The organism is Deefgea sp. CFH1-16 (genome assembly GCF_016881365.1).
Taxonomy (GTDB): domain Bacteria; phylum Pseudomonadota; class Gammaproteobacteria; order Burkholderiales; family Chitinibacteraceae; genus Deefgea.
In genome coordinates this window covers 2,029,551-2,056,378 of sequence record NZ_WLYT01000001.1, presented here as the reverse complement: position 1 = coordinate 2,056,378, position 26,828 = coordinate 2,029,551, and the positions used below count along the sequence as shown (strand labels likewise).

The window sequence follows — 26,828 nt, the reverse complement described above, 5'->3', positions numbered from 1 at the left end:
TCATCGAGAATAGTCCGCTTCATCGCTAACGACAAAACCACAAAGCACAAATTGGTATTGATACAACAATCAAATAAATACCAATTTATCGAGAGCGATGGATGTTGGCTCATTACCCGCCAACAACATTTACAGTGGTAAAAAAAATATTGCCGCTGCGTTTTTTTTGCGGCATTCCCCATTCGCGCCAAGCAAGCTTTATAATCTATGGTTTCGCTTTAACTGAGCACGCACCATGGAACTCGCCAAGAGCTTCGAGCCACAGAATATTGAATCGCATTGGTACCCGTTTTGGGAAAGCCAAGGCTACTTCCAACCGAGCATGGACCTTGCTCGCGAGGCATTTTGTATCCAATTGCCACCGCCGAACGTCACTGGCACGCTGCATATGGGCCACGCGTTTAATCAGACCATCATGGATGGCCTAACGCGTTACCACCGCATGCGCGGCGACAATACCTTGTGGCTGCCAGGCACCGATCATGCCGGTATCGCCACGCAAATCGTGGTAGAACGCCAGCTCGATGCACAAGGCATTAGCCGCCACGAACTCGGCCGCCCTGCTTTCCTCGAGAAAGTATGGGAATGGAAAAAAGAATCCGGCGACACCATCACCAGCCAAATGCGCCGCATGGGCTCGTCTGTCGATTGGAGCCGCGAATACTTTACGATGGACGACAAAATGTCGACCGCCGTCGTCGAAGCTTTTGTTCGCCTGTTTGAAGAAGGCTTGATTTACCGCGGTAAACGCCTATCAAACTGGGACGCTAAACTCGGCACCGCTGTTTCTGATTTGGAAGTGATTTCCGAAGAAGAAAACGGCCATATGTGGCATATCAAATATCCGGTTGTGGGCAGTGATGAATTCATCACCGTCGCCACCACGCGTCCTGAAACCCTCTTGGGTGACGTGGCAGTCGCGATTGCGCCAGATGACGAGCGCTTCTTGCATCTGGTTGGCAAAATGGTTGAGCTGCCACTCACAGGCCGCCAAATCCCCGTCATTGCCGACGAATACGTTGATAAAGCCTTCGGTACTGGTTTTGTAAAAATCACCCCAGCGCATGACTTTAACGACTACCAAGTTGGTAAACGTCACAACACGCAACTGATCAATGTGATGAGCTTGCAAGCGACGATTTTGGCCAAAGCGCAAGTATTTAGCTTTGAAGGCGCCAGCCTTGGCAGCGTTGAATTGCCAGCGGCGTATGCCGGCATGACCACAGCTGAAGCGCGTAAAGCGATGCTCGCTGATTTGGATGCACAAGGTCTGTTACTCGACACTAAACCGCACAAATTGATGGTGCCGCGTGGTGATCGTACAGGCACGGTGATCGAGCCATTGCTGACCGACCAATGGTTTATGGCAATGAGCAAGCCTGCCACTGATGGCACCAGCATTACCGAAAAAGCGCTTGAAGCCGTTCACAGCGGCGAAGTGCAATTTGTGCCAAATGACTGGGTGAATACCTACAACTCATGGCTCAATAACATCCAAGACTGGTGTATTTCTCGCCAATTGTGGTGGGGCCATCAAATCCCAGCTTGGTACGATGAAGACGGCCAAGTGTATGTGGCGCGTACCGAAGCGGAAGCGGTTGCGAAGGCTGGCGGCAAGTCTGTAACGCGTGATAACGACGTACTTGATACGTGGTTCTCTTCGGCGCTGGTGCCATTCTCTAGCCACGGTTGGCCGAATGAAACACCGGATTTGAAAGCGTTCTTGCCTTCATCGGTGCTCGTGACTGGCTACGACATTATTTTCTTCTGGGTTGCCCGAATGATTATGATGACCAAGCATTTTACCGGCAAAGTACCGTTCAAACACGTGTATATCCACGGTTTGGTGCGCGATGCGGAAGGACAGAAAATGTCCAAATCCGAAGGCAACGTGCTCGACCCGGTTGATTTGATCGACGGTATCGCGCTTGAGCCCTTGCTAGAAAAGCGCACCACCGGATTACGTCGCCCAGAGAACGCGCCGAAAGTCGCAGCCAAAACCGCCAAGGAATTCCCAGAAGGCATTCCAGCGTATGGTGTAGACGCACTGCGTTTCACGTTTGCGTCATTGGCATCACTCGGCCGCTCGATCAATTTTGACCAGAAGCGTTGCGATGGATATCGCAATTTCTGCAACAAAATCTGGAACGCCACGCGCTTTGTGATGATGAATGTCGTCGACAAAGATTGCGGCCTCGAAGACGGTGCAGAGTTGGAATACAGCTTTGCCGATGAGTGGATTATTTCTCGTCTGCAAGAGACAGAAACCACCATCACCACCGCGCTCGATACCTTCCGTTTCGATTTGGCGGCGCAAGCGATCTACGAATTCACGTGGAATGAATATTGCGATTGGTATATCGAGCTAGCGAAAGTACAAACCCAGCACGGCACCGAGCCACAACAACGTGCGGCGCGCCGTACTTTGATTCGCGTGTTAGAGACCATCCTGCGCTTGATTCACCCGATCATGCCGTTTATTTCGGAAGAAATCTGGCAAACCGTGGCACCACTGGCGGGCAAGAAAGACACCGAGTCATTGATGATGGCGGCGTGGCCGGTTGCGGATGCATCGAAGATCAAACCGGAAGCGGTAGCGGCGATTACTGAGCTCAAAGCGATTGCCTTTGCGGCGCGGAATTTGCGCGGCGAAATGGGCCTGAGCCCAGCGCTAAAAGTACCGATGTTTGTTGAAGGCGGACCCGAGCTGCAAAAATACGCCAAGTATTTGCTGCCACTGGTGAAATTGTCGGAAGTGAATATCGTTGCGAAGTTGCCTGAAGGCGATGCACCCGTTGCCGTAGCAGGCACCACGCGCTTGATGCTCAAAGTCGAAATCGATAAAGCCGCAGAAACCGCGCGCTTGAATAAAGAAATCGGCAAAACCAGCGATGCGCTAGAAAAACTCGTCGCCAAGCTAGAAAAGCCAGGCTACACAGAAAAAGCGCCAGCGCATTTGGTGGAAAAAGACAAAGCGCAAGTGATCGAGCTACACGACAAATTGCACAGCTTAAATGTGCAAGTGGATAAATTGAAATAAACCATCCATCGCAAAGCAAAGGCCACTCGCAAGAGTGGCCTTTTTTAATTCATCGCCAATGTCAGTACAGATTATCGCAGCGCAAGGTTTCAGAGCGACCTTCACGGACATCGATTTTTTTCAAATCACCACGGCAAAAATATTCGATCGTCGCGGTTTTTTTACGACCATCCGCCGGATCGCCACACCACTGATTCCCCGCTTTAAATTCATACGCCGTGCGTCCATTGGCTGAGCGGGCAAGGCGCTGGGTAAAATCACAACTGCCGCGCGATGCGCCATACGTTGCGCGTGAAATGCGAATTTCACGATTTTTATTGCCATTGTTATTGTTCCCATGGCCGCCGCCATTCATCATGCGAACCGCTTCACGAAAACCATCGCGAAAACCATCTTGATACTGCGAATTTTTGCCGCGTAGCATTTGTTCTGGCATCCGTGGATCGGCCGCAATCACACTGCTCGACAGCAAAACCAAGGCACAACATAGTTTGAGTTTCATCATTGACCCTTCAATTTAAGGTCAAGATCATCAAGTTTGGGTAATAAGATGGCAAGCGACATAATTACGATGCTGTAATATTACAGACACGCTTATTTCAAACTAGACATCAATATCATGCTACTTGGCCATTTAAATCAATCCAACGGCGCTTTACCGGCCATCATCGAAACCGCACTCAATTATTTACGCCATACCGACTTCACAACCATGGCAGCAGGCCGCTATCCGCTCGATGGCGAGCGCATGATTGCCATTGTGCAAACACCCATGACCCAACCTTGGGAAACGGGCATGCCCGAGTTTCATCAACGCTATATTGATATTCAATACTTGGTTGCTGGTGAAGAAGTGATTGGCTATTTACCACCCAATCCAGCGCTCAGCTTGAGTGTCGATCAATTGGCCGAGCGCGATATTGCTTTTGTTCACCCACAAGAAAATGAATCACGGCTGGTGTTAAGTGCTGGCATGTATGCCATCTTTTTTCCTGGTGAATTGCATAAACCGTGTCGTGCACTCAACACTCCGGTAAGCATTAAGAAAGTCGTAATTAAAATTGATATAAACTGCCTCAATTAAATTTTTTTAGGAGCACGGCATGAAACGATTATTCATCAGCGGGATTTTGGCTTTGTTCCTCACCGGATGCGGCTATAACGCATTGCAAGCACAAGATGAAACGGTGGCTGCGGCTTGGTCCGAAGTGCTCAATCAATATCAGCGCCGTGCCGACTTAGTCCCTAATTTAGTCAATGTGGTGAAAGGCTATGCCGCGCATGAAGAAAAAGTATTGCTCGGTGTCACCGAGGCGCGCGCCAAAGTTGGCAGCATTCAAGTCACCCCAGAACTCGCCAATGACCCTGCCGCACTCAAGCGTTTTCAAGAAGCGCAAGCGGGTATGGGCTCGGCATTATCACGCTTGATGGCGATTTCAGAAAAATATCCCGATCTAAAAGCCAATGAAAACTTCCGCGATTTATCGGCCCAACTTGAAGGCACCGAAAATCGAATTACCGTCGCGCGTAATCGCTATATCCAAGATGTGAAAGCCTTTAATACCACTGCGCGAACCTTCCCCACTAATCTGACAGCCAAGATTTTTGGCATCGAAGTGAAACCCAACTTTAGCGTTGAAAACGAAAAAGCGATTTCCAGTGCGCCAACGGTGGACTTTAGTGGCGAGAAAAAATAATGCAGCGCCGCTGCCAATTATTAATCTATATGTTAGGTATATTGCTATGCCCTTTTTTATTTGCTGCCAGCATCGCAATACCCCAGCTTAATGCCCGTGTGACCGATTTAACGCAGACGCTCAATGCCCAGCAAACTGCAACTTTAGATCAGCAGTTAGCCAGTTTAGAGCAGCGCAAAGGTAGCCAATTGGCAGTGCTGATTGTGCCTAGTACCGGCGACGACAGCATTGAGCAATTTGCGATTAAAGTCGTCGATCAATGGCAATTGGGCCGCAAAGGCGTAGATGATGGTGTGCTGCTGTTGGTCGCCAAAGACGACAAAAAAGTGCGTATCGAAGTTGGCCGAGGTCTTGAAGGCGCGCTACCCGATGTGGTGAGTAGCCGAATTATTCGCGAGTTTATTTTGCCCGCTTTCCGGCAAGGCGATTTTGTCGGCGGCATTGATGCTGGCGTCGCCAAAATCAGCGCTGTAATTGACGGCGAAGCACTGCCGCCAGCAGCAGCGACGGCGCCGGCCGCTGCCGCGCCGTTTAAAATCCTTGGCTTAGAGCCGCTGACATTAGCGGGGATTTTATTTGCTGGCTTTATTTTGAGCCAAATCGGCGGTCGCTGGTTGGGGCGTGGCGGTGTAGCGGCAGTGAGTGGTTTTGCCGCCATCAGCACCGGCACACCAATCGCGCTGGCTTTGCTACTTGGCCTAGGGATGGCGCTGACACTGAGTATTGTTACGAGTCGTTTATTTGTCGAACTCATCGGTCTCGTTTTAAGCCATCAAAGCGGACGCGGCGGCGGTTTTAATCATCGCGGTGGCGGCTATGGTGGTGGCGGATTTGGCGGCGGCGGTTTCAGCGGCGGTGGTGGTGGATTTGGAGGCGGTGGTGCCTCGGGAGGATGGTAATGCAAAAATTCAAACGCCTCTGGCTGCACTTAAAACCCAATCAGGCGGTGCAATATTTTAATGCTGCGAACCAAGCGGCACTCAGCCAAGTCATTACCAGCGCAGAGCAAGGGCATCGGGGTGAGATTCGATTAATCATCGAAGCGCGCTTACCGATGGCTTTAATTTGGCAAAACACCACCGCGCGTGAGCGAGCGCTAAGCTGGTTTTCTGATCTACGCGTTTGGGACACCGAGGGCAATACCGGCATCGTGTTGTATTTGTTACTGGCTGAGCGCCAATTGGAATTAGTGGCTGATCGTGGCATTGCCAACAAAGTACCGCCAGCGCAGTGGCAAGCCATTTGCCAGCAATTAGAGCGCGATCTGGCCGCCAATCAGGTGCTGCCCGGTTTAAGCCAAACGCTCAAGCAATTGGGCGACTTATTAGCGCTGCACTTTCCTTTGCCAATCGATAGCGAGAATCCTAACGAACTGAGCAATGAGCCAGTGATTGTGATTTAAACCCAAGCCCTCAGCCGGCATCATTGGCTGAGGCCGTTCGACTACGATGCAGCAACAACCGACATTGCCATAGATACATTTCAGCAGGTATATCGACAAACCGCTTATTGAATATAATCCAGAAGTCGATACCCTATCAAGCAACATCCCACCGCATGATTTCTTCGACGGCATAGGCTTGGATACCATCGATTCGTATCGCCGCTAACGTTGCCTGCTCGGCTGCCGTTTCAACTGATTTGGCAATCACCAAAAAATCCAAACCATGGGCAATTTTAATCATCGCATCCATATAAAATTGCTGATCTGGGTTGTGATCAATGTGCTGACTAAACGCACCATCGATTTTGAGATAATGCACTTTAAACCGGTTTAAATACGCCAATGAACTCAGGCCACGGCCGACATGATCTAAGCCAACTTGCACCTGCAATGGCGTCATTTTGGCGATAAAGCCAGCCACATCGGCCAATTGATTCATTACTTCATGCTCTGCCAATTCAAAACTCAGCCGCTGCGCGAAATGCGGTGCGGCATTCAATCGATCGCCAAGCCAAGCCATAAACTCAAGATCGGCGATAGAAATACCAAATAAATTAATCGCCAACCGAGTTTGTCGCGGTGCCGCGGCCAGTTGCGTTACACAGCGATCAATGACTAAACGATCAAACTGCGGCAATCAAATAATGCAGCAACCGTCTGAAAGCCTTGCTGTGCGTTAAGTGTTTTTGAATGGTTGCACGCTGCTGTGCCGGTGCGAGTGAAAATTGGCCAGCGGCAGACTCGCCTTGTGGGCCAGCCATCGCTGGCGCCAACAATACAGGACTTGCTCGCATCAATCCGCTGACGAGAATGATCTGTTTCATCCGTAGAATCAAAACGCATAATCCGCAGTCATTACCAGCCAATCACTTATAGTGGCGATTACCGTGTCAACGCCGATGATTTATACGTGGCTTACCACCATATGGATAGCAAAATACCCGCTAGCAATCCGGCAATCACCGCCAGAATCGCATTGCGCTTTTTTTGCTCCCACATCAGCCCACGATAGCCGGTAAGCAATAATTCGGTGTGGTTTTGATTCAGTACTTCATTAAGCTTACGCGGTAAGGTTGGCAGTAATGTCGCCCATTGTGGCGCTTCTTTTTTTTAAGGTCAAAATCAAACCCCGCCAACCCATTTGCTCATTCATCCAGCGCTCTAAAAATGGCTTAGCGGTTTGCCATAAATCCAAATCCGGATCGAGCTGACGACCGAGGCCTTCAATATTGAGCAAGGTTTTTTGTAATAGCACCAGTTGTGGTTGGATTTCGACATTAAACCGGCGTGAGGTTTCAAATAAACGCAGCAATACAAAACCAAACGATATTTGGCTTAATGGCTTATTGAAAAACGGCTCACACACGGTGCGAATCGCTGATTCAAGCGCTTCAACTCGGGTATCTGCTGGCACCCAACCGCATTCAATATGCGCCGTGGCAACGCGATGATAATCGCGGTTAAAAAAGGCCAAGAAATTAATCGCCAGATACTGCTTATCGGTATCACTCAGAGTACCAACAATACCAAAGTCTAGCGCGATATACCTGTTATCAGGCGCGACAAAAATATTACCCGGATGCATATCGGCATGAAAAAAACCATGGCGAAAGACTTGGCTAAAGAAAATCTCTACGCCAAATCGACTGAGTTTTTTCAAATCCATACCCGCCGCTTTTAATTCATCAATGCGGCCAATCGGAATACCGTCCATCCATTCCAAAACCAAAACTTCTCGTGAACAAAAGTCATAAAACACTTCTGGCACAATTAATTGATCGGAATGGAGAAAATTACGCCGCAGTTGGCTGGCATTGGCCGCCTCATGCATTAAATCCAGTTCATCGTGCAAATAGCGATCAAACTCAGCAACCACTTCACGCGGTCTTAAACGCTTGCCGTCAGCAAATAGTTTTTCAACTAACACCGCCAGCGTTTTCAATAAGGCCAAATCGCTTTCGATCACCGGCAAAATGCCCGGACGTAAGACTTTAACGGCAACCGCCTGCCCATTATGCAAGCGCGCCCGATGCACTTGCGCCACCGAAGCTGAGGCAACTGGCTGTGGATCAAACTCAAGAAATAACTCGGCAATCGATCGTCCGGCACTGCGCTCAATCTGCTCAATCGCCACTGCAGAAGCAAATGGCGGCACATTGTCTTGCAATTGGGCCAATTCATTGGCAATGTCCAGCGGCATTAAATCACGTCGAGTCGACAGCACCTGACCAAACTTAACGAAAATCGGCCCTAATGACTCCAACGCCAAACGTAAGCGCACCGCACGCGGCTGATCGAGGCGACGCCAAAATAAAGCGCGATTAACGATTTGCCCCAAACCACGTACTCGCTCGTGACCAAGTAAAAATTCATCTAGGCCAAATTGAACAACGACACGAGCGATTTTAATAAAGCGAAACAAAGACATCCGAGATTTCCGTGAAGCCAATTACGCAGCGCACTACGCCCAACTGGCTGAGACTAATTAAGAACGTTCAAGACGGCGTAAGCGTAATTCGAGCCGAGCAACATCATCGCGCAAATGGTCAACTTGATCACAAAACTGGGTCACTGCATACGCTTGCGGCAACATTTTTTGTTCATCGCGACAATATTCAACCAAGGTTTGCGCCATCCGCTCCCCCATCGCTTGCGGCGTACGCACCATGCTGACCGCGACACGGCGCACACGTTCGGCCAGCACATCGCCCAGCAATAAGGATAAATCCTCGCTCGCGTCCCATTGCAAAGCCGCGAGTACATTCCCCACCTTGCCGGCAAGTTCAGCATCGCCGCTGATTTGCACCAGCCGAGATGCCGCCGGCCGATCTCGCCAGCGCGTAATAAAAAATCGCGCCGGCAGCGTTAAGATCGCCTCAGCATCCGCCTGCGAATCGGCGAGTAAACCCGCCTCAGTGACCACCACCGTTGCCGCAGCAAAGGGCAATTGCACCCGAAAGGTACGGCCCTGTAATGGCGCTAACTCAGCGGCGAACATCGGCGCTTGAGCGAATAGGTGATTCAAAATTCCAGCTAGCAACATCACGCAGCACTCTTCATCATTAGCGTCTTTGACATTGGCTTTGCCCGCAAGCAAGTTATGTCACCAAACCCCAGGTATTTCCTGCCAGGCATTAATCAATAAGGGTGGCAGCGCAATACCCAAAGTTAAAATTTAATGCCTTTATGCAAAGCCACGACACCGCCCGTCAAATTATGAAAATCTGCACGACCAAACCCAGCATCGAGCATCATTTGCTTCAGCGTTTCTTGATCAGGATGCATCCGAATTGACTCGGCTAAATACTGATAAGAATCGGCATCATTGGCGACTAATTTGCCCATAAATGGCAACAATTTAAAGGAGTAAATATCATAAGCGGGTTTTAAAGGCGCCCACACTTTAGAAAACTCCAGCACCAGCAAACGACCACCTGGTTTTAACACCCGATGCATTTCTTTTAATGCCGCATCTTTATGCGTCATATTGCGTAGACCAAACGCCACTGATACCAAATCAAAGTAATTGTCTGGAAACGGCAGTTTTTCCGCATCGCACTGGGCAACAGGCAGTGCAAATCCTTGATCCATCAAACGATCACGGCCAACACCGAGCATGGAGCTATTAATATCTGTCAGCCACACTTGACCTGTTTTACCAACTTTTTTGGCAAAAGCTTTCGATAAATCGCCCGTACCACCAGCAATATCGAGCACTTTATCGCCCGCTTTAACACCGCTGGTTTCAATCGTAAAAAACTTCCAAATTCGATGCAGACCACCGGACATCAAGTCATTCATCACATCGTACTTTTGTGCGACCGAGTGAAACACCTCGGCGACTTTCTGCGCTTTTTCTGATTCATTAACGGTTTTAAAACCCAAAATGAGTCGCTTGATCGTGTTCGCTCATCGTGCACCTATTTCTTTGATTTGAGCCTAAGCCCATTATTAATAACCCTTAGGTATATGACTCAAAAGCCAACCAAATAATGGCTAGCTAGATATACCCATCTAAATAATCTAGCGTGACGCGCCAGCTGCCGCTAATTTTTGCAAATATTGATCCCAAAGCGCGGCTTGATCTCGCCCTAGCTCGTACAAATATTCCCAAGAGAACAAGCCAGAATCATGGCCATCGTCAAACACCAGTTTGATCGCATAATGGCCAACAGGCTCAATCGCGGTGATATTGACCTTGGCTTTACCGACTTGCAACACTTCGTTACCAATGCCATGGCCACGCACTTCGGCGGATGGACTAGAAACGCGCAAAAACTCACACGGCAGCTGAAATCGAGCCCCATCGGCAAAGGCGATATCCAGCACCCGTGAAGCTTGATGCAAGACCAGTTCAGTGGGTTGCGGCGTTGTTGGCAATAAACCAGCCATAAAAATCACTCTCTCTCGAATGGAGTCGCCATAATACCCTGCTTTTTCACTTGCTTCGCAGCCTAGAGGCGGTCAACGATTGATTTAACAGCGGCATTTTATAGATTTGGCGCTAGGACAAAAAACACCGCACACTGCCGATAGCGGGCATCACCAACGTGCTAAGTCAGCATTTTGTAACGCCGCGTCGGGGGGAAATCCAAAAAATACCCCGTGCATTTCTTTACATAGATTGAAAATATATATCGGCAAGTCGTCGACTTGTAATATTCTATTCATATAAAAGCCTTATTCTCGCAACAAACAAATTGAACTTTTTCCGCGAGGAGCACTCTATGGCCGCTACAATTTTACTGGTTGAAGACGAACCAGCAATTCAAGAGTTAATTGCTTTTAATCTTTCCCAAGTCGGTCATCACATTATTCGTGCAGACTCTGCAGAGGCCGCTAGCAGCGTAGTTCGCAACGCACTGCCCGATCTTATTTTATTAGATTGGATGCTGCCGGGGATGACAGGGATCGATTTTGCTAAAAAATTACGTGCTGATGAGCGTACTCGATCGATTCCATTGATCATGCTCACTGCCCGCTCCGATGAACAAGATAAAATCATTGGCTTAGAAACCGGCGCGGATGATTACATTACCAAGCCATTTAGCCCACGCGAATTGCAAGCGCGCATCAAAGCCGTCTTGCGCCGCCGAGCACCACAAGTCACCGATGACCCAGTGGAAATCAAAGGTCTACGTTTAGATCCGATTACCCATCGGGTGTTTGGCAATGCTCAACCGCTCGATTTAGGACCCACAGAGTTTCGCTTATTACACTTTTTTATGACGCATCCTGAACGTGTGCACTCGCGCGCTCATTTGCTCGATCAAGTGTGGGGTGATCATGTATTTGTTGAAGAACGGACGGTGGATGTGCATATTCGTCGCTTAAGATCGTCGTTAGAGGGGACCGGGCACGATAATTTAATTCAAACGATTCGTGGTTCAGGCTATCGACTCTCTGTGAACTAAGCCCGCAAAAATCATCAATACCACGTCGCATTGATGATTTTTGACGTCGCCAAACATTTTTTTGCACTACCAAAGGCCGTTTCATGTTCTGGCTGCGCTCGATTTTTTTGTATTTTTTTATTGCTGTTATCGCTTTTGCCATCAGCGCCATTACCAATATTATCTGGGGCTTTATGTTTGCACTCGTGATGCTCAGTATCACGATTTGTTATCACCTGATTAATCTTAATCGCCTCAACCAATGGCTAAAACACCCTGATGTGGATACCGTTCCGGGCAGCATGATGCTGTGGCAAGATGTATTTGACCAACTGTATGAACAAGTACGTTCGCAAAAAAAATCCAAAGATCGCTTAGCCAATACGCTCGATCGCTTTCTATCGGCAGCCGAAGCCTTGCCCGATGGCGTGGTCATTTTGGATGAATATGATCGTATTGAATGGTGTAATCCAGCCAGCCAGATTCACTTAGGCCTAAATCGAAAAACCGACTCTGGTCAGCAAATTACCAATTTACTGCGTCACCCTGCATTGCGTGAATATTTAAAAGAACAAGATTTTAGTCATCCCGTCACCTTGCGCACCATGCGCCCTCAAGAGCAAGTACTCTCGGTGCAGATGATTCCTTTTGATTCAACGCGCAAGCTCTTACTCAGTCGTGACATTACCCAGCTTGATCGCGTACAAACTGTACATAGAGATTTTGTTGCCAATGTTTCGCATGAATTACGTACCCCACTCACGGTCGTTGGTGGTTTCATTGAAACCATGATTGATATGCCGCATATCGATGCACCAACGCGTGAACAGCACATGCAGTTAATGTACGAGCAAACGCAAAGAATGCAGCGTTTAGTCGATGATTTGCTCACGCTATCCAAGCTGGAAAATGGTCAGCAGCTCAAAGAAGAGAAGAAGTTGATATCCCTCAGCTACTCCAGCTACTCCGCATTGAGGCTGAAGGTTTATCGCAAGGCCGCCACACCATCAGCATCGAATCCATCGCACGCCAACGCTTAATTGGTAATCATGATGAGCTGCATTCGGCATTAGGTAATCTCGTGTCCAATGCGGTGCGCTATACGCCGGCAGGCGGCAAGATCATGCTGTCTTGGCAAATGCGCGGTGATGAGGCGTGCTTTGTCGTCAAAGACACCGGAATTGGCATTGCGCCAGAGCATGTTCCGCGATTGACTGAACGGTTTTATCGGGTTGATCGTGGCCGCTCACGCAATACCGGTGGCACTGGCTTAGGTTTAGCCATTGTGAAACATATTTTGCATCGCCACCAAGCGGTAATGGCTGTCGAGTCGCGACTCGGAGAAGGTAGTGAGTTTGCGGTAAAATTTCCAACGCAACGGGTTTTGGAGTAAGTATCAGTAACATAAAACAAAAACAACGCAAGAAAGCATGACAGTTTGTGCAAACACAAACCCAGCCTCTTGATGTTACTAGATAATGCCCCAAGATGATTATTACCCACTCACACAGGCGTATGTAACTATGAGCAAAATTGCGGCAATTAAACCTTTCGGTCAAAGTATCTGGTTGGACAATCTTTCGCGTGGTCTCATCGCCTCAGGTGAATTGGCGAAAATTCTCAAAGAAGACGCAATTGCTGGCGTGACTTCTAATCCGGCTATTTTTTACAAATCAATCTCTTCTGACCCGCTGTACACCGGTGATTTAGCTGAATTGAAAAAACAAGATTTGACTGCCGAACAACGTTACGAAGCGTTGGTGGTGCCGGACATTCAAGCCACTTGCGACTTAACTCGCTCGATTTACGACGAAACCAAAGGTGTTGATGGTTATGTGAGCTTGGAAGTGTCACCGACACTCGCCAACGACGCACAAGGCACCATTGATAATGCCAAACGTCTTTGGGCTGAAATTAACCGCCCGAACGTGATGATCAAAGTGCCAGCGACACCAGCCGGCGTGATTGCATTTGAAGAGCTGATTACGTCAGGGATTAACGTTAATGTAACCTTGATGTTTAACTTAACTCACGTTGACAATATTTTGACTGCCTATATCCGCGGTCTTGAAGCACGTGCTGCTGCTGGCTTGCCAGTTGATCACGTACACGCCGTTGCATCGGTATTCTTGTCACGTGTTGATAGCTTGATTGACCCACAATTAGAAGCGATTGGCACACCAGAAGCACTCGCGTTGCGCGGCAAAGTTGCGCTGTCTTTTGTAAAAGTATCGTATCAGCACTACAAAAAACTGTTTCATGGTAATCGTTTTGCCGCACTTAAAGCATTGGGTGCACACCCACAACGTCTGCTGTGGGCTTCAACCGGTACTAAAAACAAAGCGTATAGCGATGTGATGTATGTTGAAGAATTGATCGGACCAGAAACTGTTAACACCGTACCTGATGCAACCCTCGCGCTATTCCGTGATCATGGTAAAGCAGCCAATACACTCGATACCCATATTGATGCCGCAGTGGCAAATTTAGTGGCTGTTCGCCAACTTGGCATTAACTACAACCTCGCAGGTGAACAGTTACAACAAGAAGGTTTGAAGCAATTTGACGAAGCCTTTGTGAAGCTGCTTGAACTTACAAAATAAACCCGCACTTGAATAAAAAAGCCCAAGTTAAAAACTTGGGCTTTTTTATTCATTAAATTCATGCAACACATATAAAGCCTTTATCGATACTGACAAATTGCACACAATTATTTATGTTATTCTTACATACACCAGTCTAAGGCAACAAAAAAGCCGTTGCTTATGTCTATTTAAGCAAAGGAAACCAAATGCGAAAAATCCTCATTGCCAACCCCAAAGGAGGCAGTGGCAAATCCACACTAGCCACACATTTAGCGTCATGGTTTGCATGGCAAGACGATGCCGTGATGCTTGGAGATCTAGATAAACAGCATTCAAGTCATCACTGGCTTAATCTTCGACCCAAATCCTTACCCAGCATACAGCGCTGGGATATCGGCACAGATCATATCGCTCGCCCTCCCAAAGGCTGTCAAGTTGCCATCCTCGATACGCCAGCGTGCTTTAGCGGCAAAAAACTCAAGCACGCCATTCACCTTGTCGATCACATCATCGTTCCGGTATTGCCATCGGCCTTTGATCTTTGGGCTTGTGCCGATTTTTTCGCTGATCTGGCTGAGCTAAAAGCAGTTCGCCATGATGAAGTCAAAGTCGGCATTATTGGTATGCGGGTTAATTCACGAACCCAATCAGCGCAGCAGTTGCCCGCGTTTTTAAGCCGTTATGATTTACCGTTATTAACTTGTTTACGAGATACTCAGCTTTACAATCAAACCATACAACGCGGCATGACCTTGTTTGACTTGCCCTACTCACGCACCGAACGGGATCGTAAAGAATGGCTGCCGCTCATTGATTGGCTGCATATCCGTTAAATCGACTCACAGCAACTGCTAGTGTCATCCATTCGATAGTCTATCGCTACCAAGCAGCGCTTAGTGCCATTCTCGCCGATCACTCATTCATCCGCACGTCATATGAAAACAATAAATTCACAATTCAAAAAGACAGAAAAACACTAGGTTTTGACTAAGCTATATGAAAGTTGTTTGCAACTTGCGCCAACAACATTGCCAGTATTCTGCATTTATCATTTATTTTGGAGAGAACCAATGTTTGGCTTTACTTTTCAGACCGAGCAAAAATCAGCACCACTCATCAATGATCTGGCGATGTATACCGCCGCTTTAGATGAAATTGATGCCGTCATTATGTTGGCCGATACCTCTCCAGAAAATAAGATTTTTTACATGAATCGCACCGCGCGAACATTCATGAATAATAATCGCGCAGTAATGAATCAATCTTTGATCGCCGGTGCGGATGTTGGATCTGCAATGAATAATTCTATCCATCAATTTCATCGCGACCCCTCTCGAGTAAAAGCCTTATTACAAAATCTAGCCAATGGCCAAGTCAAAGAGCATTTGGCTGATATTCCTGTTGGCGATATTTTATTCCAAACCAAAGTGAGCCCAATCTGGGGTGAAAACAATAAACTCATTTGTTTTATGGCCCAGTTCAAAAATATTTCTTCTGAAAGAAAAGCCCAAGAATTAGTCGAGCACAACCGGCAGCGGCAGTTATTTTTAGAAGAACGAATCGCCGAACTCGCCGATAATTTAGGCGCGATGGCGGTCAGTGTCGAAAGTGTCGCCGTTCAATCCTCTTCCGCGTCGCAATCTTCTGAAGTCATGCTCAATGAAAGTAAGCGTGGTGTTGAAATCGTCAAAGACACCAATGTGAGTATCGAAGAAGTGGCGCGAACTATTGATTTAACTGCCGCCAGCTTGCTAGAACTGGGGCAGCGCTCCGAATCTATTGGCATGATTGTGGCGGTCATTCGTGATGTTGCAGATCAAACCAACCTATTGGCACTCAATGCCGCCATCGAAGCGGCTCGTGCGGGCGAACAGGGTCGAGGCTTCGCAGTGGTTGCCGATGAAGTTCGCAAATTGGCGGAGCGCACGACCAAATCCACCAGCGAAATCTACAGCATGGTCAAAGACATTCAACATGAAGTTAAACGTAGTGTAGAAGCAATTCATCTTGGACAAACCGCAGTACATACCTCAGTTGATGATTGCAAACAAGCCGTTGAGGCCTTAGAACGTATCCTCAATGAAGTCCATAGTATGAATGATTACATTACGCAAATTGCCAGCGCAGCTGAAGAACAAGCGGCAGCATCACAAGATATTTCCAGCAAAGTGAATGATCTATCAAATTAAGTCTTGCATTGGTTAATGAAAATAAAAAACGCCGCGATATGCTTCGCGGCGTTTTTCATCGCACTCAAAACCACTGAGTGCGCCACATCTACTTATTACTTAATGCCATACACTTTACCATTTGGCAGAGTGAGCGTAACACCTGTTGGTATCGTCAAAGGCATAAACACGCGCATGCCGATGGTGATGGTTTTGCCTGCGCTAAAGTCAGACACGCCCCAACCAGATGATTTCAACTCGTACGACAGACGGTGGAAGCCATTTGGCAAGCCGCCAACGTTGCCTACAGTGCTTGATGCTGGCACAGCAGTCCAAGTACCACCGCTGTAGATATCCACGAGGTTTTCTACACCGTTACCAGCTGGTGGATCGCTTGGTTTCAGGTATTGAACTTCAGATGGTACCAATGGCGTAGATGGCGCGACGTTGAACGACACTTTCGCGCCAGTCAGGTCAACATTTGAGTTGTTTTTCAGTTTCACACCAATGGCAAGTGGATAGTTATCATCGCCTTTAGGTTTGAAACCAACCAAGTCAATCGTCACGTCCAACACTTCTGCTGGCTGAACGAATTTTTCATCACCCGCTTTCACACCATACGGTGCTGCTGCGCGTAATTTCGTCGCCGCCAATGCTGTTAGGTGGCTACCCATACCGTATGAAGCAGTACCATTTTGCGCCGGCGTGCTGTAGTCACCGGCCATTTCCCAGAACATGATACCGCCAGCGCCTTGATCGATTGCGTACTGTACTTTGGCTGCAAATGATTTCTCATTTTCAGTCGACAAGAACACTTTCTTCAGCGGATTCCACAACCAAGACGATTTCGCCACATCATCGTAGTACTCGATGTAGTTACCCGTTACTTGGTTAGCTGGTTTAGTAGTGTCATGGCCATATTGAGCAACATATGGCACTGGCAAGCCATCACGTAAGTTATTCACGTGCCACAATGGATTCACACCAGCAAACATTTCATTACCAGCCGCATCACGGTCGAACCACAAGTTATCAATCCCTTGTGCGCCAAAGCCGCATGGAGCACCCGCTTTCGGGCTCAATGCATCTGGGCCTAAGTTGCCACCTGTGCCGAGGTAACATTTCTTCTGATCAGCTAGAGCAGAAATACCCCACAGACCATTGGTGCCACCGGTTACGTTTTGTGAACCACGAGTGTAATACGGTAGACCGATATTGATACGACCACCGGCAAGTGCCGTACGGAAGTATTTATATGACCAGTCAATGTTCAAGTAACCTTGCGAATTGTAGTAATGCGCATCACCGCCTTGATAGATTTTGGCATCGGCGATTTCATTATCTTTACCTGTGTCATACAAAGCGGCATTGTGACCCACAAAGTGGTTCCATGCGCCGTGCAAATCGTAGGTCATCATATTAACAAAATCGAGGTATTTAACCGCTTCAAAGTCTTCCATACCACGTAGCAAGTAACCTGACGATGGTGATGCAATCGTCAACATATAGTATTTCTTATCTGCTACGGCTTGTTTGTCCAACTCAGCGCGCAATGTTTTGGTCAAAGCCATGTAGCCTTTCCACAAATCACCCCGTTTGGCATTGCCGATCTTCCAGTCTTCTGGATTACCCGCGTCAGACATTGACGTTGGATATTCGTAATCGATATCGATACCGTCAAAGCCGTATTGTTTAACGAATGCAGCTGCAGACTTCGCAAATGTATCGATACGATCTTGGCGAACGGCACCAGTCGCTGGATCAGTCGTCAAGGCATAGAAACCACCTTACGGTACGACCATCAGCATCATTAAAGAAGCCGCCAGTCTCAGCCCAACCTCCAACAGAAAGCAGCAATTTCACGCCGTTTTTGTTGTTGGTCTTCAACATATTGAAGTGACCTTTGTATGGCAGATTTGGATTGAGCGCGTATTTCGCGCCTTTCTCTGGCCATTCCATGCCCACTGAAGAGTTATTTGGATTGTTTACATCACCAATCGATACTTTCCATTGATCGTTCACGTGTGCAAATGCGTAGTTCACGTGCGTGATGTCATTCCAAGGCACGTCTGCACCAAGGTATGAAGGTTGACCGTTTTTACCGGTACGCCAGTTCGTGAAGTAGCCGATGCTACGGCGCTTCATATTGTTAGCGAGTTTTTCACGCCCGTCAGCACCGTAAACATCGCAATATGGCACGTTCGCAACTTCAGAAACCAAACCAGCTGGACGACATTGATCTTGCGAACCAGGAGGAATTGGCGTTGCCGATGGTGTTGCTGCTGTCGGGGTCGCGGTTGGCGTCGCGGTCGGCGTCGCGGTTGGCGTCGCGGTCGGCGTCGCGGTTGGCGTCGCGGTCGGCGTCGCGGTTGGCGTCGCTGTCGGCGTCGCTGTTGGTGTCGCTGTTGGTGTCGCTGTTGGTGTCGCTGTTGGTGTCGCTGTTGGCGTCGCTGTCGGCGTCGCGGTCGGGGTCGCGGTTGGCGTCGCTGTTGGCGTCGCGGTCGAGCCAGCACATGGACCTAAATCTAACCAAGGTTTACCAGAACCCACATTCACCGAAGGCTCATTACCTTGCGTCCACCACTGCGCTTTATAGTTACGGCCTTTTGAACTAACCAATGCGCCGCCATTATAAGCAGTTGCACTATTCCATGCGGCATAAGTGCAACTACCCGGTGCAGCCGATGGCACTGCTGTAGGTGATGCTGTAGGTGCCGTACTTGGCGTAGCGGTAGGCGCGGTACTCGGTGTGCTGGTTGGCGCAACAGTTGGACCTGTCGCTTGTAGCTCCCAAGGACCCCATTGATCGGCACCAGGCACATTACCCTGAGTCCACCATTTGGCTTTGTAATCTTTATTTGCATAGCTAACAACATCGCCAGCAACATAAACACTAGCGCTATTCCATGCAGATGCAGCCATTGCATTCACTGAAATCATTGCAATCGCGGCAGGTAATGCGGCAAGAGCAATACGATTGATATGGGACATTGATGTCTCCTCCTATATTATTAATTGGCATTCATGCGATAGAAAAAATGGTCCTATCAATCACACGGGGCTGTTATCAATTTGTAAGAATCATGATATTTACCCTTGCTAAGTGAGCCTGCAATGATTGGGTCAACTTTGGCATTACTGATTAATACTGAAGCGAATTCTATTGTCAATATGACAAACAATGGCAAAACCGCATTGGTAACAACCCAAGCCATTCACCATCAATAAAACTACATAACAAGGACGAAAAAAAAATACCGCAGCACAACAAGCCAAAATCAAGCCGTTGATAAATAACAACTTAAATCAATAGCCGCATGTTCTCAACGCAAAATAAGAAATAACTGATGTAACTCATACAAGCAAATTTGGCGATAAAAATCACAAAATACTTCATTACACCTGCGGCATATTGCAGACAGATTTTATAGATTCAAAAAACCTTCACAATCGCTACAATTTAATTGCTTTCAAAATACTTGCAAAAAACCCATTAAAAGCTGTCTTTGTAGATGCTTACATATTGAACCAAATAGGTATCAAGTTGAGTATCATTATCAAAAGCTAGATCGAGTATTGCTCAAATGCGATATCATCTAGATATAAAATAAAGCTCACTCATTGGTCACTGATTATGTTGATTCGGAAATTATTCAAATTTGAAAATGCACACATTGTTCGCAACTGCTCATCTGAGCGATGCCGTACTTCGATTCATGGTCACAGCTATAAAGTGGAGGTATTGCTAGAAGCAGATGCTTTGGATAATGGGCAAATGATTTATGACTTTGGTCTAATGAAAGGCACGATCCGTGATGTCATTGATGCATTTGATCATGCCATTTGTTTTTGGGACAAAGATGAGGCGGAATATATTCGGCTTTGCCAAACCTTTTCGGCACGCTGGATTTCTCTGCCGGTATCACCATCTGCTGAACAATTTGCCCGCGTATTTTTTGTCATCATCGATCAACTTTTGCAGCAAACCATGATGGCCAACGGCGAAAGTGACGTGCGACTACACTCAATCATTGCGCACGAAACTGAAACCGGTTACGCACAAGCCTTTCGACATGACGCCTACAATCCACGGATGGGTGAAATTAAGCTCAGTGAGGTGATTTTTTCTGCACAATGCCAGAGAGAATGGCACGATCCGCAGATGTATGAAAAACTATTGGCAGGCGCTCAATTTCAGAATCCTGTAATACCGCAACAGATTAAATGAGCACACAGGCAAGGGCGCATCATCAGGCATAAAAGTAAAAGATGTGCGGTTAATTACTTTTATGCCCGATTAGAATGAGAAATACATTAAATTAACATTCTTTCTCACTCATTATCTTCAGGAAAAAACAGCATAAAATAAAATAGAAATAGCATTGCGCCTATCGGCCAAATATCGCCGATTGCACTCGACATGCCATTAAAATGCTGCAAGTGACCATAGCTCCACTTATAACCATCTAAATTATTGCTGCTATTTGGCGATAACGGCCATAAATAAGTAATAATATTAATTAGGCATAAAGAAAAAAAAACCAGCCCATGCGCGTAAACGACGATTTAAGCGCAGAAAAAAAGCCAATAATACCCCCCCCGCGAGACCACCCAAAGCAATATTCAAATTAATCCAGGCAAAGAATTGCTCAGGCTGCAATAACATCCCAGCAAAACCCATTTTAACCAATAAAGCGCACATTAATACGCTAGCAATTGCTCGCGGAGCATAGCGATGATATCGAACCAATAACGAAACAAATAAAGCCACAGCCAATAGATGCATGCAGCATCATGCCGCCGCCCTCTAATAACCTTAGAAATAAAGCAGGACTTTGAATTGGCGAAACAAAAGGTTGCGGTAAACCTTGCGGCATCACCACAACGCCCAAAAATGGCAAACTCGGATCAAATTGAGTAACAAACCACAATGCTAACCAAATAAATCCCCACTCAACAACGGCACTGGGAGCCAAATAATCATGGCGAAAATGCAGCCAATACTGCAAAAAATAGCGATGACTTAATACAACACCTGCTATCGCACCGATCGCTCCACCCAATACATTGCTGATCATATCCATATTTGAGGCAACACGACTTGGCAAAAACTGCTGCACAAATTCAATATTCATTGAGACCAAAAGACAAATACACGTTGCATACAAAAAAGCCAAACGATATCGACGCAAAAAAAGTACCGCACTTAATCCCAATGGAATATAAGCCAAGATATTAATCGCGTTATCAAAGACGGTAAAATAGTAGGGTAATGGATAGGAATAAAACGCAGTAATCGGCTCACCAGTAAAACGCCAACCACTAAATGGATACAAACTGACAATCAAAATGAGGAGCAATGAAACAGCAAACAAAAATGGCGAAACCATCGTGGGTTTGGTTTTTTTTTGCTAAGTAACGAATAGAAAAAATAGATGGCATAGAGAGTCAATATACCGGCTAACTCGAGCCAGCCGGTATATTGATGGCACTTATTTAGAAGTTTTCACTTTGGTCCACAATTTATTGAGTTCTCGCAGTTGTTTTCCTTCTAAGGCATTAAGTTGCTGCAATTTCTTCATCGCTTGTGCATCAGGGAATACTGATGGAATTGACTTGATGTCAGCCTTCACAAAAGGCACCGCAGCCAAATTAGGATTGCCTACACCAATCAAATTGGTTAAGTCTGCGGCATTCTTACCTTCTAGAATAAAGTTCATAAACTTATATGCTAAATCAGGGCGTGGCGCATTTTTAAGGACCACCATGCTATCGACCGACATGGTATTACCTTCTTTTTGTAAGCCATAATTCACAGTAAATGACCGTTTGGCAGCTTTTGCATCTGCGACCGCTTGAAACATATCGCTAGAATAGCCATGAGCCACCCAGATATTGCCTACAGTCAGCTCCTTGATATAACTTTGGCCATTGAATGCCGCCCAATATGGTTTGGCTTTAATAATGGTTTCTTGCGCTTTTTTTAATTCATCTGGGTTCGTTGAATTCGCAGAGAAACCGTTATACATTAACGCCGCAGCAAAAACCTCACGACTATCATCCAATACCGTTACTTTACCTTTGATTTTAGCCAAGATAACTGGATCAAAAATCAATGACCATGAATCAGCACTGATGCCCAATTCTTTGAGTTTATTCTGGTTATAACCCAAGAGAGTGGTTGTAAATGAATAAGGTAATGAATATTTATTACCTGGATCAAATTTACTATTCATAAATGCAGGATTAATATTTTTTGCATTTGGCAATTTAGCCAAATCTAAGCCCTGCAATAAATTTTGTTTCGACAAGGGTGGAATAGCAAATCCGGTTGGCACCACAATATCGTAACCTTTTGCGCCAGCGGATAACTTCGCCAACATTTCTTCCATTGCGCCATAATAATCTTGAACCACGCGACATTTACAGCTGGCCTCAAAACGTTTCACCGTTTCTGGTGCAAGGTAGTTATTCCAGTTATAAATATGCAATACATCTTCAGCTTGTGCGACACCTGCAGCCAACATGAATGCCAGAAAAAGTTTTTTCATTGGTGAAAACTCCAAATTCAGTGGTATTTAAATATAAGTCAATCATTAATATGACGTTTAAATCTAATTATTTAGCCCGCAATGCACTTGGTGCGACTTTACTGGCAATCAAAATCAAAGTCAGTGTCAGTAGCATCAATAAAGTAGAAATGGCATTCACTTCTGGCGTCACTGCAATCCGAATCATCGAATAAATTTGCAATGGCAAAGTGGAAGCGCCAGCCCCCGCAGTAAAGAATGTAATCACAAAATCATCGATCGATAAAGTAAATGCCATGAGCGCACCAGCAATAATACCGGGCATAATTAACGGCATTGTCACCAGTCTAAATGCTTGAATTGGGCTAGCACCTAAATCACGTGCAGCCTCAACCAAAGCCTCATCCATGCCTTGTAAACGCGAACGAACAACAATGGCAACAAAACCAATGCAAAACGCAATATGCGCCAAAGTAACCGAGACCATCCCCAATGTCATATTGAGCATCACAAAAAAGATCAATAAAGCAACACCCATCAAAATTTCAGGGATCGCAATCGGGGTCAAAACTAAAATCGGCAACACGCGCAGCTTGTATTTATGCATTGCTAAACCAGCTAAAGTACCCAATACCGTCGCACAGCAGCTGGTTACTACGGCAATAATCAAGGAATTACGCGCCGCCACGAGCATTTGCTCATTGTGAATTAATAAGCCATACCATTTAAATGTAAAACCTACCCACTCTGCATTGAGTTTTGAATCATTAAATGAATAGGCAACAACAATAATCAACGGCACATATAAAAAAGCCATATACAAAAATTGCCGCAGCCCAAAGCCATTTAGATTGTTTAGAGTGCATTACGCTGCTTCCCCCGACCAATCAACATTCCTAGACCTGCCATCATCAGTACCGCTAAAGTTAGCATAATGGAAAGTACTGAGCCGAAAGGCCAATCACGACTATCTAAAAATTGTTGTTTAATTAAATTACCAATCATCATGCCATCGGTACCGCCAAGTAAATCGGGTACTGCAAACATGCCAAGCGCAGGAATAAATACCAAGGCTGAACCTGCCCATACCCCAGGCAGGGATAGCGGCCAAGTTATTTCCAGAGAAACGCTGCCAGCCAGATGCCCCTAAGTCTTGGGCTGCATCAAGTAAAGCGACATCGTGCTTTTCAAGGTTGGCATATAAAGGCAAGACCATAAATGGTAAGTGCACATAAACCAGCACCACGATAACCGCAAAATGACTATACATCAGCTGAATTGGCGCAATACCTAGCCACGCCAATCCTTGATTAATCGTCATCGCAAAATAACCTTGCGGACCAAGAATAATCATCCAAGCATAAACTCGAATTAGAAAATTACTCCAAAATGGCAAAATAACTAGCAAAATTAATAAATCACGGTATTTTTTAGGGCTACGCGCAATTAACCATGCTAGCGGGTACGCCATAAGCAAACAAACCAACGTAGTTATGCCTGCATACCAGAATGATTTAATAAATAATTCAACGTAGATTGAATCTTCAAAAAAACGTGAAAAATTTTCAAACGTAAGATATTCCTGCCAATTCCCAGCATGGATTAGCAGCTCATTTTTCCCAGTATCTGGATTGATATCAATTAAAGGCAATAAACCACCGTAATCCCCCGGAAAACGGAAAGCGGCCAAAGCCATAATCAATGTTGGAATCGCAAAAAATATCAATAGATACAATAACGGTGGGCCAGAAATTAACCAACGGCCTAATGATTTATTTTTTGCCATGGTTTAACTCAAAATAAAATGGCCAGCGTCATAACGCCATGCCAATTCGACCAAGTCATTATCATCAAAGAATTTTGCCCGTCCTGGCGCAGAATTCGGCAACATGGTTTCGACCAACACGCCATTTTCTAGTTCAATGACATAAATCGTCACATCACCCAAATATAAGCAATCGTGTACTTTGCCTTTGAAATGAACTTCATCGGCCACATCCAATGGCAAGTTTGCGGCGAGTTTGATTTTTTCAGGGCGAAGCGTGAGCGTGCCTTTTTGGCCAACTTTAACGTCGGGAAGTAATAAAGTTTCGGCAATGCCAACACCGGCAATTTCAACTTGCATTCGATCATGGCCAATGGCAACAATCGTGCCATCAAGCAAATTACATTGCCCAATAAAATCAGCCACAAAGCGACTTTTTGGATGACTATAAATCACTTCAGGCACATCAAGCTGTGCAACCTGCCCTTTATTCATCACCGCAATTCGGTGCGATAAGGCCAATGCTTCACCTTGATCATGGGTAACATACACAAAGGTAATGCCGACTTCTTTTTGCAAATTAATTAATTCAATTTGCATTTCTTCGCGTAATTTAGCATCCAGCGCAGACAATGGCTCATCGAGTAATAATAAGCGCGGACGATTTACCAAGGCGCGCGCAATAGCAACGCGTTGGCGTTGGCCACCCGACATTTCATGCGGAAAGCGCTGGGCAAACGGCGTTAATTGCACATCTTCTAAGACTTCCGCGACGCGCTGTTTTAACTCTTCACTGGGCACATTGGCCATTTTGAGTGGAAAAGCAATATTTTGCGCCACGGTCATATGTGGAAATAAAGCGTAATTTTGGAATACGGTATGTACCGGGCGTTTCTCGGGCGGAACACCTGCCACATTCACGCCATCCAAAATAATTTCACCGGAATCAGGTTGTTCAAAACCCGCCAACATCCGTAATAGCGTTGTCTTTCCACAGCCAGATGGGCCGAGCAGTGTAAAAAACTCGCCCGCTTCAACGGACAAACTCACGTGGTTTACTGCAGTAAAATCACCAAATTGTTTTACTACATCACGGATTTCCAGCAATGCCATGATTATCCTCTATACAATTAGCCCTATATTTTAACAAGATAACGCGCAGAGGGGCGACCAATACTGCACCGATATCGATGAAATAAAGCCCAACACTCCCCAAATGTCGCATTGTGGCAGCACCATTTCAGCAAAAACACGGTTTTCTCCGGAATCAAGCAAGAATTGTACGCAGAACGCATATAATTGCTCAGTTCATCTCTGTCGGCATGGGTTCGCAAGTGGAAATTCGCATTCCTGTTGTCAAACTACAATTAGGCCAGTTCGTTAGCGAACTCGATCGCCCTTGGCTTGACACTCCGTTTTTAATGCAAGGCTTTTTAATTGAAAGCTGCCAGCAAATCGAATTACTGCATTCTCACTGTGAACATATCACCCTCGATCTGAATCGCTCCATCGGTGGAATCGCGCAATGGACGGCTTTACTCACACCGACAGATCAAATCGAGTCTAGTCGATATCTGCCACATAATCCGCCTGCTTTTGACAAAGCCGCCGTAGAGCAACGCCATGATCGACTGAATATATTGCGAGAAACTGCGTAAGCTTTTTTCTAATTGGCGTCAGCAATCGGCAACTAGTGGCAATACCCCATCAGCACTTAGTACAGACATTGTCATTTATGACGATACCGCGGCAGTTGAGCAAGAAATAAAAACCGCCAGCAATTCACATCAAACCGCGCAGCGTTTGGTACTGAGTTTGATGGAAGCGGTTCGCCAAGACTTGCAACCTCGGGTGGAAGAAATTAATGAAGTGGTTTCAGATTTAGTCAGCTCAATTATTCGTAATCCCAGTGCCCTACTTTGGCTTACGCAACTAAAAGATCGCGACCAATATACCTACGCCCATTCAATTGATTCGGCGGTGTATTTACTCGCATTTGGTCGTCATTTGGGCTATCCCCGCGCCGAATTACAAAATTTAGGCATGGCCGGTTTAATGCTCGATGTGGGCAAAATGCGCTTGCCAGCTGAATTATTAACCCGCACTGGGCGCTATACCCCGGGTGAATTCATGCTGATGAAAACGCACGTGAATCACAGCTTGGATATTTTGTCGCAAATGGAAGGCATCCCCATTGATGTGTTGA

At 46.5% G+C, this 26,828-nt stretch carries 27 protein-coding genes and 3 pseudogenes; 14 read left to right on the top strand and 16 right to left on the bottom strand.

Annotation, left to right across the window (positions count from 1 at the left end; all coding sequences use genetic code 11):
• Positions 1–235 precede the first annotated feature (235 nt).
• Complete coding sequence (locus GKO28_RS11300; RefSeq protein ID WP_182076321.1) at positions 236–3,040, top strand: valine--tRNA ligase; 2,805 nt, start codon at positions 236–238, stop codon at positions 3,038–3,040.
• Between the two features lie 61 nt (positions 3,041–3,101).
• On the opposite strand, the gene GKO28_RS11295 is transcribed toward GKO28_RS11300, so the two are convergent.
• Positions 3,102–3,545 (bottom strand): hypothetical protein, encoded by a 444-nt coding sequence (locus GKO28_RS11295; protein ID WP_203564110.1) that lies wholly within the window; start codon positions 3,543–3,545, stop codon positions 3,102–3,104.
• Between the two features lie 114 nt (positions 3,546–3,659).
• Here GKO28_RS11295 and GKO28_RS11290 point away from each other — a divergent pair, with 114 nt between their 5' ends.
• From GKO28_RS11290 to GKO28_RS11275, 4 genes are read left to right on the top strand one after another with little or no spacing between them, the layout of a single operon-like run.
• Positions 3,660–4,124 (top strand): YhcH/YjgK/YiaL family protein, encoded by a 465-nt coding sequence (locus GKO28_RS11290; protein ID WP_182076319.1) that lies wholly within the window; start codon positions 3,660–3,662, stop codon positions 4,122–4,124.
• Positions 4,125–4,143: 19 nt separating this feature from the next.
• Entirely contained in the window at positions 4,144–4,737 is a 594-nt protein-coding gene (locus GKO28_RS11285; protein ID WP_182076318.1) for a LemA family protein, read from the top strand.
• A complete protein-coding gene (locus GKO28_RS11280) occupies positions 4,737–5,636 on the top strand; it encodes a YgcG family protein (RefSeq protein ID WP_182076317.1) in 900 nt (299 codons plus the stop codon). Before GKO28_RS11285 ends, GKO28_RS11280 begins: the two co-directional genes overlap by 1 nt.
• The gene (locus GKO28_RS11275) at positions 5,636–6,139 is read left to right on the top strand and encodes a TPM domain-containing protein (protein ID WP_182076316.1); all 504 of its coding nucleotides are present in this window, start codon (positions 5,636–5,638) and stop codon (positions 6,137–6,139) included. The genes GKO28_RS11280 and GKO28_RS11275 overlap by 1 nt, the downstream gene beginning before the upstream one ends.
• 136 nt (positions 6,140–6,275) lie before the next feature.
• On the opposite strand, the gene GKO28_RS11270 is transcribed toward GKO28_RS11275, so the two are convergent.
• From GKO28_RS11270 to GKO28_RS11245, 6 genes and pseudogenes are all read right to left on the bottom strand, one after another.
• Positions 6,276–6,818, bottom strand: a complete 543-nt coding sequence (locus tag GKO28_RS11270) for an EAL domain-containing protein (RefSeq protein WP_182076315.1) — start codon at positions 6,816–6,818, stop codon at positions 6,276–6,278.
• On the bottom strand, positions 6,805–7,005 hold the full coding sequence (locus GKO28_RS11265) for a hypothetical protein (RefSeq protein WP_182076314.1): 201 nt from the start codon (positions 7,003–7,005) through the stop codon (positions 6,805–6,807). Before GKO28_RS11265 ends, GKO28_RS11270 begins: the two co-directional genes overlap by 14 nt.
• A gap of 91 nt (positions 7,006–7,096) precedes the next feature.
• Positions 7,097–8,609, bottom strand: a pseudogene (gene ubiB / locus GKO28_RS11260) (ubiquinone biosynthesis regulatory protein kinase UbiB).
• Between the two features lie 57 nt (positions 8,610–8,666).
• Positions 8,667–9,278 (bottom strand): SCP2 domain-containing protein, encoded by a 612-nt coding sequence (locus tag GKO28_RS11255; protein WP_182076313.1) that lies wholly within the window; start codon positions 9,276–9,278, stop codon positions 8,667–8,669.
• A gap of 71 nt (positions 9,279–9,349) precedes the next feature.
• Positions 9,350–10,094 (bottom strand): annotated as a pseudogene (gene ubiE, locus GKO28_RS11250) (bifunctional demethylmenaquinone methyltransferase/2-methoxy-6-polyprenyl-1,4-benzoquinol methylase UbiE).
• Positions 10,095–10,204: 110 nt separating this feature from the next.
• Positions 10,205–10,573, bottom strand: coding sequence for a gamma-butyrobetaine hydroxylase-like domain-containing protein (locus GKO28_RS11245; protein WP_203564109.1), 369 nt, complete (start codon positions 10,571–10,573; stop codon positions 10,205–10,207).
• Between the two features lie 335 nt (positions 10,574–10,908).
• Between GKO28_RS11245 and phoB the strand changes: the two genes are divergently transcribed.
• From phoB to GKO28_RS11215, 6 genes are all read left to right on the top strand, one after another.
• Positions 10,909–11,595, top strand: a complete 687-nt coding sequence (phoB, locus tag GKO28_RS11240) for a phosphate regulon transcriptional regulator PhoB (protein WP_173533157.1) — start codon at positions 10,909–10,911, stop codon at positions 11,593–11,595.
• Positions 11,596–11,678: 83 nt separating this feature from the next.
• A complete protein-coding gene (locus tag GKO28_RS11235; protein ID WP_182076312.1) occupies positions 11,679–12,614 on the top strand; it encodes a phosphate regulon sensor histidine kinase PhoR in 936 nt (311 codons plus the stop codon).
• 41 nt (positions 12,615–12,655) lie between these two features.
• Entirely contained in the window at positions 12,656–12,967 is a 312-nt protein-coding gene (locus GKO28_RS11230; RefSeq protein WP_182076311.1) for an ATP-binding protein, read from the top strand.
• Positions 12,968–13,097: 130 nt separating this feature from the next.
• Entirely contained in the window at positions 13,098–14,177 is a 1,080-nt protein-coding gene (gene tal, locus GKO28_RS11225; RefSeq protein WP_182077466.1) for a transaldolase, read from the top strand.
• A 188-nt stretch (positions 14,178–14,365) separates the two neighbouring features.
• A complete protein-coding gene (locus tag GKO28_RS11220) occupies positions 14,366–14,992 on the top strand; it encodes a ParA family protein (protein WP_182076310.1) in 627 nt (208 codons plus the stop codon).
• Positions 14,993–15,229: 237 nt separating this feature from the next.
• Complete coding sequence (locus tag GKO28_RS11215; protein ID WP_182076309.1) at positions 15,230–16,348, top strand: methyl-accepting chemotaxis protein; 1,119 nt, start codon at positions 15,230–15,232, stop codon at positions 16,346–16,348.
• Between the two features lie 95 nt (positions 16,349–16,443).
• Here GKO28_RS11215 and GKO28_RS21510 read toward each other — a convergent pair whose 3' ends face one another.
• Positions 16,444–18,099 carry a glycosyl hydrolase family 18 protein gene (locus GKO28_RS21510; protein ID WP_182076308.1) on the bottom strand — a complete coding sequence of 552 codons (1,656 nt, stop codon included), beginning with the start codon at positions 18,097–18,099 and terminating at the stop codon, positions 16,444–16,446.
• Positions 18,089–19,318, bottom strand: coding sequence for a carbohydrate-binding protein (locus tag GKO28_RS21505; RefSeq protein ID WP_182076307.1), 1,230 nt, complete (start codon positions 19,316–19,318; stop codon positions 18,089–18,091). Before GKO28_RS21505 ends, GKO28_RS21510 begins: the two co-directional genes overlap by 11 nt.
• Positions 19,319–19,961: 643 nt before the next feature.
• Between GKO28_RS21505 and GKO28_RS11200 the strand changes: the two genes are divergently transcribed.
• Positions 19,962–20,555, top strand: a complete 594-nt coding sequence (locus tag GKO28_RS11200) for a 6-carboxytetrahydropterin synthase (RefSeq protein WP_182076306.1) — start codon at positions 19,962–19,964, stop codon at positions 20,553–20,555.
• Between the two features lie 288 nt (positions 20,556–20,843).
• Here the strand turns inward: GKO28_RS11200 and GKO28_RS11195 are convergent, their stop codons facing one another.
• The 7 genes from GKO28_RS11195 to GKO28_RS11170 form a co-directional block, all read right to left on the bottom strand.
• Positions 20,844–21,029, bottom strand: a complete 186-nt coding sequence (locus GKO28_RS11195) for a hypothetical protein (protein WP_182076305.1) — start codon at positions 21,027–21,029, stop codon at positions 20,844–20,846.
• A gap of 7 nt (positions 21,030–21,036) precedes the next feature.
• Positions 21,037–21,717, bottom strand: a complete 681-nt coding sequence (locus tag GKO28_RS11190) for a VanZ family protein (protein ID WP_182076304.1) — start codon at positions 21,715–21,717, stop codon at positions 21,037–21,039.
• Positions 21,718–21,819: 102 nt separating this feature from the next.
• Complete coding sequence (locus tag GKO28_RS11185) at positions 21,820–22,893, bottom strand: spermidine/putrescine ABC transporter substrate-binding protein (protein WP_307838995.1); 1,074 nt, start codon at positions 22,891–22,893, stop codon at positions 21,820–21,822.
• A gap of 52 nt (positions 22,894–22,945) precedes the next feature.
• Positions 22,946–23,674 (bottom strand): ABC transporter permease, encoded by a 729-nt coding sequence (locus tag GKO28_RS11180; RefSeq protein ID WP_247646496.1) that lies wholly within the window; start codon positions 23,672–23,674, stop codon positions 22,946–22,948.
• Between the two features lie 38 nt (positions 23,675–23,712).
• Positions 23,713–23,865, bottom strand: coding sequence for a hypothetical protein (locus GKO28_RS19880; RefSeq protein ID WP_247646495.1), 153 nt, complete (start codon positions 23,863–23,865; stop codon positions 23,713–23,715).
• The gene (locus tag GKO28_RS11175) at positions 23,852–24,643 is read right to left on the bottom strand and encodes an ABC transporter permease (protein ID WP_247646494.1); all 792 of its coding nucleotides are present in this window, start codon (positions 24,641–24,643) and stop codon (positions 23,852–23,854) included. Before GKO28_RS11175 ends, GKO28_RS19880 begins: the two co-directional genes overlap by 14 nt.
• Positions 24,644–24,646: 3 nt before the next feature.
• Complete coding sequence (locus GKO28_RS11170) at positions 24,647–25,735, bottom strand: ABC transporter ATP-binding protein (RefSeq protein ID WP_182076303.1); 1,089 nt, start codon at positions 25,733–25,735, stop codon at positions 24,647–24,649.
• Between the two features lie 221 nt (positions 25,736–25,956).
• On the opposite strand from GKO28_RS11170, the gene GKO28_RS11165 reads away from it, so the two are divergent.
• Together GKO28_RS11165 and GKO28_RS22855 are read left to right on the top strand one after the other, a co-directional pair.
• The gene (locus tag GKO28_RS11165) at positions 25,957–26,280 is read left to right on the top strand and encodes a DUF3391 domain-containing protein (protein ID WP_203564108.1); all 324 of its coding nucleotides are present in this window, start codon (positions 25,957–25,959) and stop codon (positions 26,278–26,280) included.
• Positions 26,281–26,440: 160 nt separating this feature from the next.
• Positions 26,441–26,794 (top strand): annotated as a pseudogene (locus GKO28_RS22855) (HD-GYP domain-containing protein); the annotation flags it as partial.
• Positions 26,795–26,828: the final 34 nt, after the last annotated feature.

Coding starts and splice junctions, on each gene's coding strand:
- GKO28_RS11245 (WP_203564109.1), bottom strand. CDS start 10,573: ATGGCTGGTTTATTGCCAACAACGCCGCAACCCACTGAACTGGTCTTG.
- GKO28_RS11200 (WP_182076306.1), top strand. CDS start 19,962: ATGTTGATTCGGAAATTATTCAAATTTGAAAATGCACACATTGTTCGC.
- GKO28_RS11195 (WP_182076305.1), bottom strand. CDS start 21,029: ATGTGCGCTTTATTGGTTAAAATGGGTTTTGCTGGGATGTTATTGCAG.
- GKO28_RS11265 (WP_182076314.1), bottom strand. CDS start 7,005: ATGAAACAGATCATTCTCGTCAGCGGATTGATGCGAGCAAGTCCTGTA.
- phoB (WP_173533157.1), top strand. CDS start 10,909: ATGGCCGCTACAATTTTACTGGTTGAAGACGAACCAGCAATTCAAGAG.
- GKO28_RS11215 (WP_182076309.1), top strand. CDS start 15,230: ATGTTTGGCTTTACTTTTCAGACCGAGCAAAAATCAGCACCACTCATC.
- GKO28_RS19880 (WP_247646495.1), bottom strand. CDS start 23,865: ATGATGATTGGTAATTTAATTAAACAACAATTTTTAGATAGTCGTGAT.
- GKO28_RS21505 (WP_182076307.1), bottom strand. CDS start 19,318: ATGTCCCATATCAATCGTATTGCTCTTGCCGCATTACCTGCCGCGATT.
- GKO28_RS11170 (WP_182076303.1), bottom strand. CDS start 25,735: ATGGCATTGCTGGAAATCCGTGATGTAGTAAAACAATTTGGTGATTTT.
- GKO28_RS11235 (WP_182076312.1), top strand. CDS start 11,679: ATGTTCTGGCTGCGCTCGATTTTTTTGTATTTTTTTATTGCTGTTATC.
- GKO28_RS11285 (WP_182076318.1), top strand. CDS start 4,144: ATGAAACGATTATTCATCAGCGGGATTTTGGCTTTGTTCCTCACCGGA.
- GKO28_RS11275 (WP_182076316.1), top strand. CDS start 5,636: ATGCAAAAATTCAAACGCCTCTGGCTGCACTTAAAACCCAATCAGGCG.
- GKO28_RS11180 (WP_247646496.1), bottom strand. CDS start 23,674: ATGGCTTTTTTATATGTGCCGTTGATTATTGTTGTTGCCTATTCATTT.
- GKO28_RS11300 (WP_182076321.1), top strand. CDS start 236: ATGGAACTCGCCAAGAGCTTCGAGCCACAGAATATTGAATCGCATTGG.
- GKO28_RS11290 (WP_182076319.1), top strand. CDS start 3,660: ATGCTACTTGGCCATTTAAATCAATCCAACGGCGCTTTACCGGCCATC.
- GKO28_RS11295 (WP_203564110.1), bottom strand. CDS start 3,545: ATGATGAAACTCAAACTATGTTGTGCCTTGGTTTTGCTGTCGAGCAGT.
- GKO28_RS11175 (WP_247646494.1), bottom strand. CDS start 24,643: ATGGCAAAAAATAAATCATTAGGCCGTTGGTTAATTTCTGGCCCACCG.
- GKO28_RS11220 (WP_182076310.1), top strand. CDS start 14,366: ATGCGAAAAATCCTCATTGCCAACCCCAAAGGAGGCAGTGGCAAATCC.
- GKO28_RS11280 (WP_182076317.1), top strand. CDS start 4,737: ATGCAGCGCCGCTGCCAATTATTAATCTATATGTTAGGTATATTGCTA.
- GKO28_RS11190 (WP_182076304.1), bottom strand. CDS start 21,717: ATGGTTTCGCCATTTTTGTTTGCTGTTTCATTGCTCCTCATTTTGATT.
- tal (WP_182077466.1), top strand. CDS start 13,098: ATGAGCAAAATTGCGGCAATTAAACCTTTCGGTCAAAGTATCTGGTTG.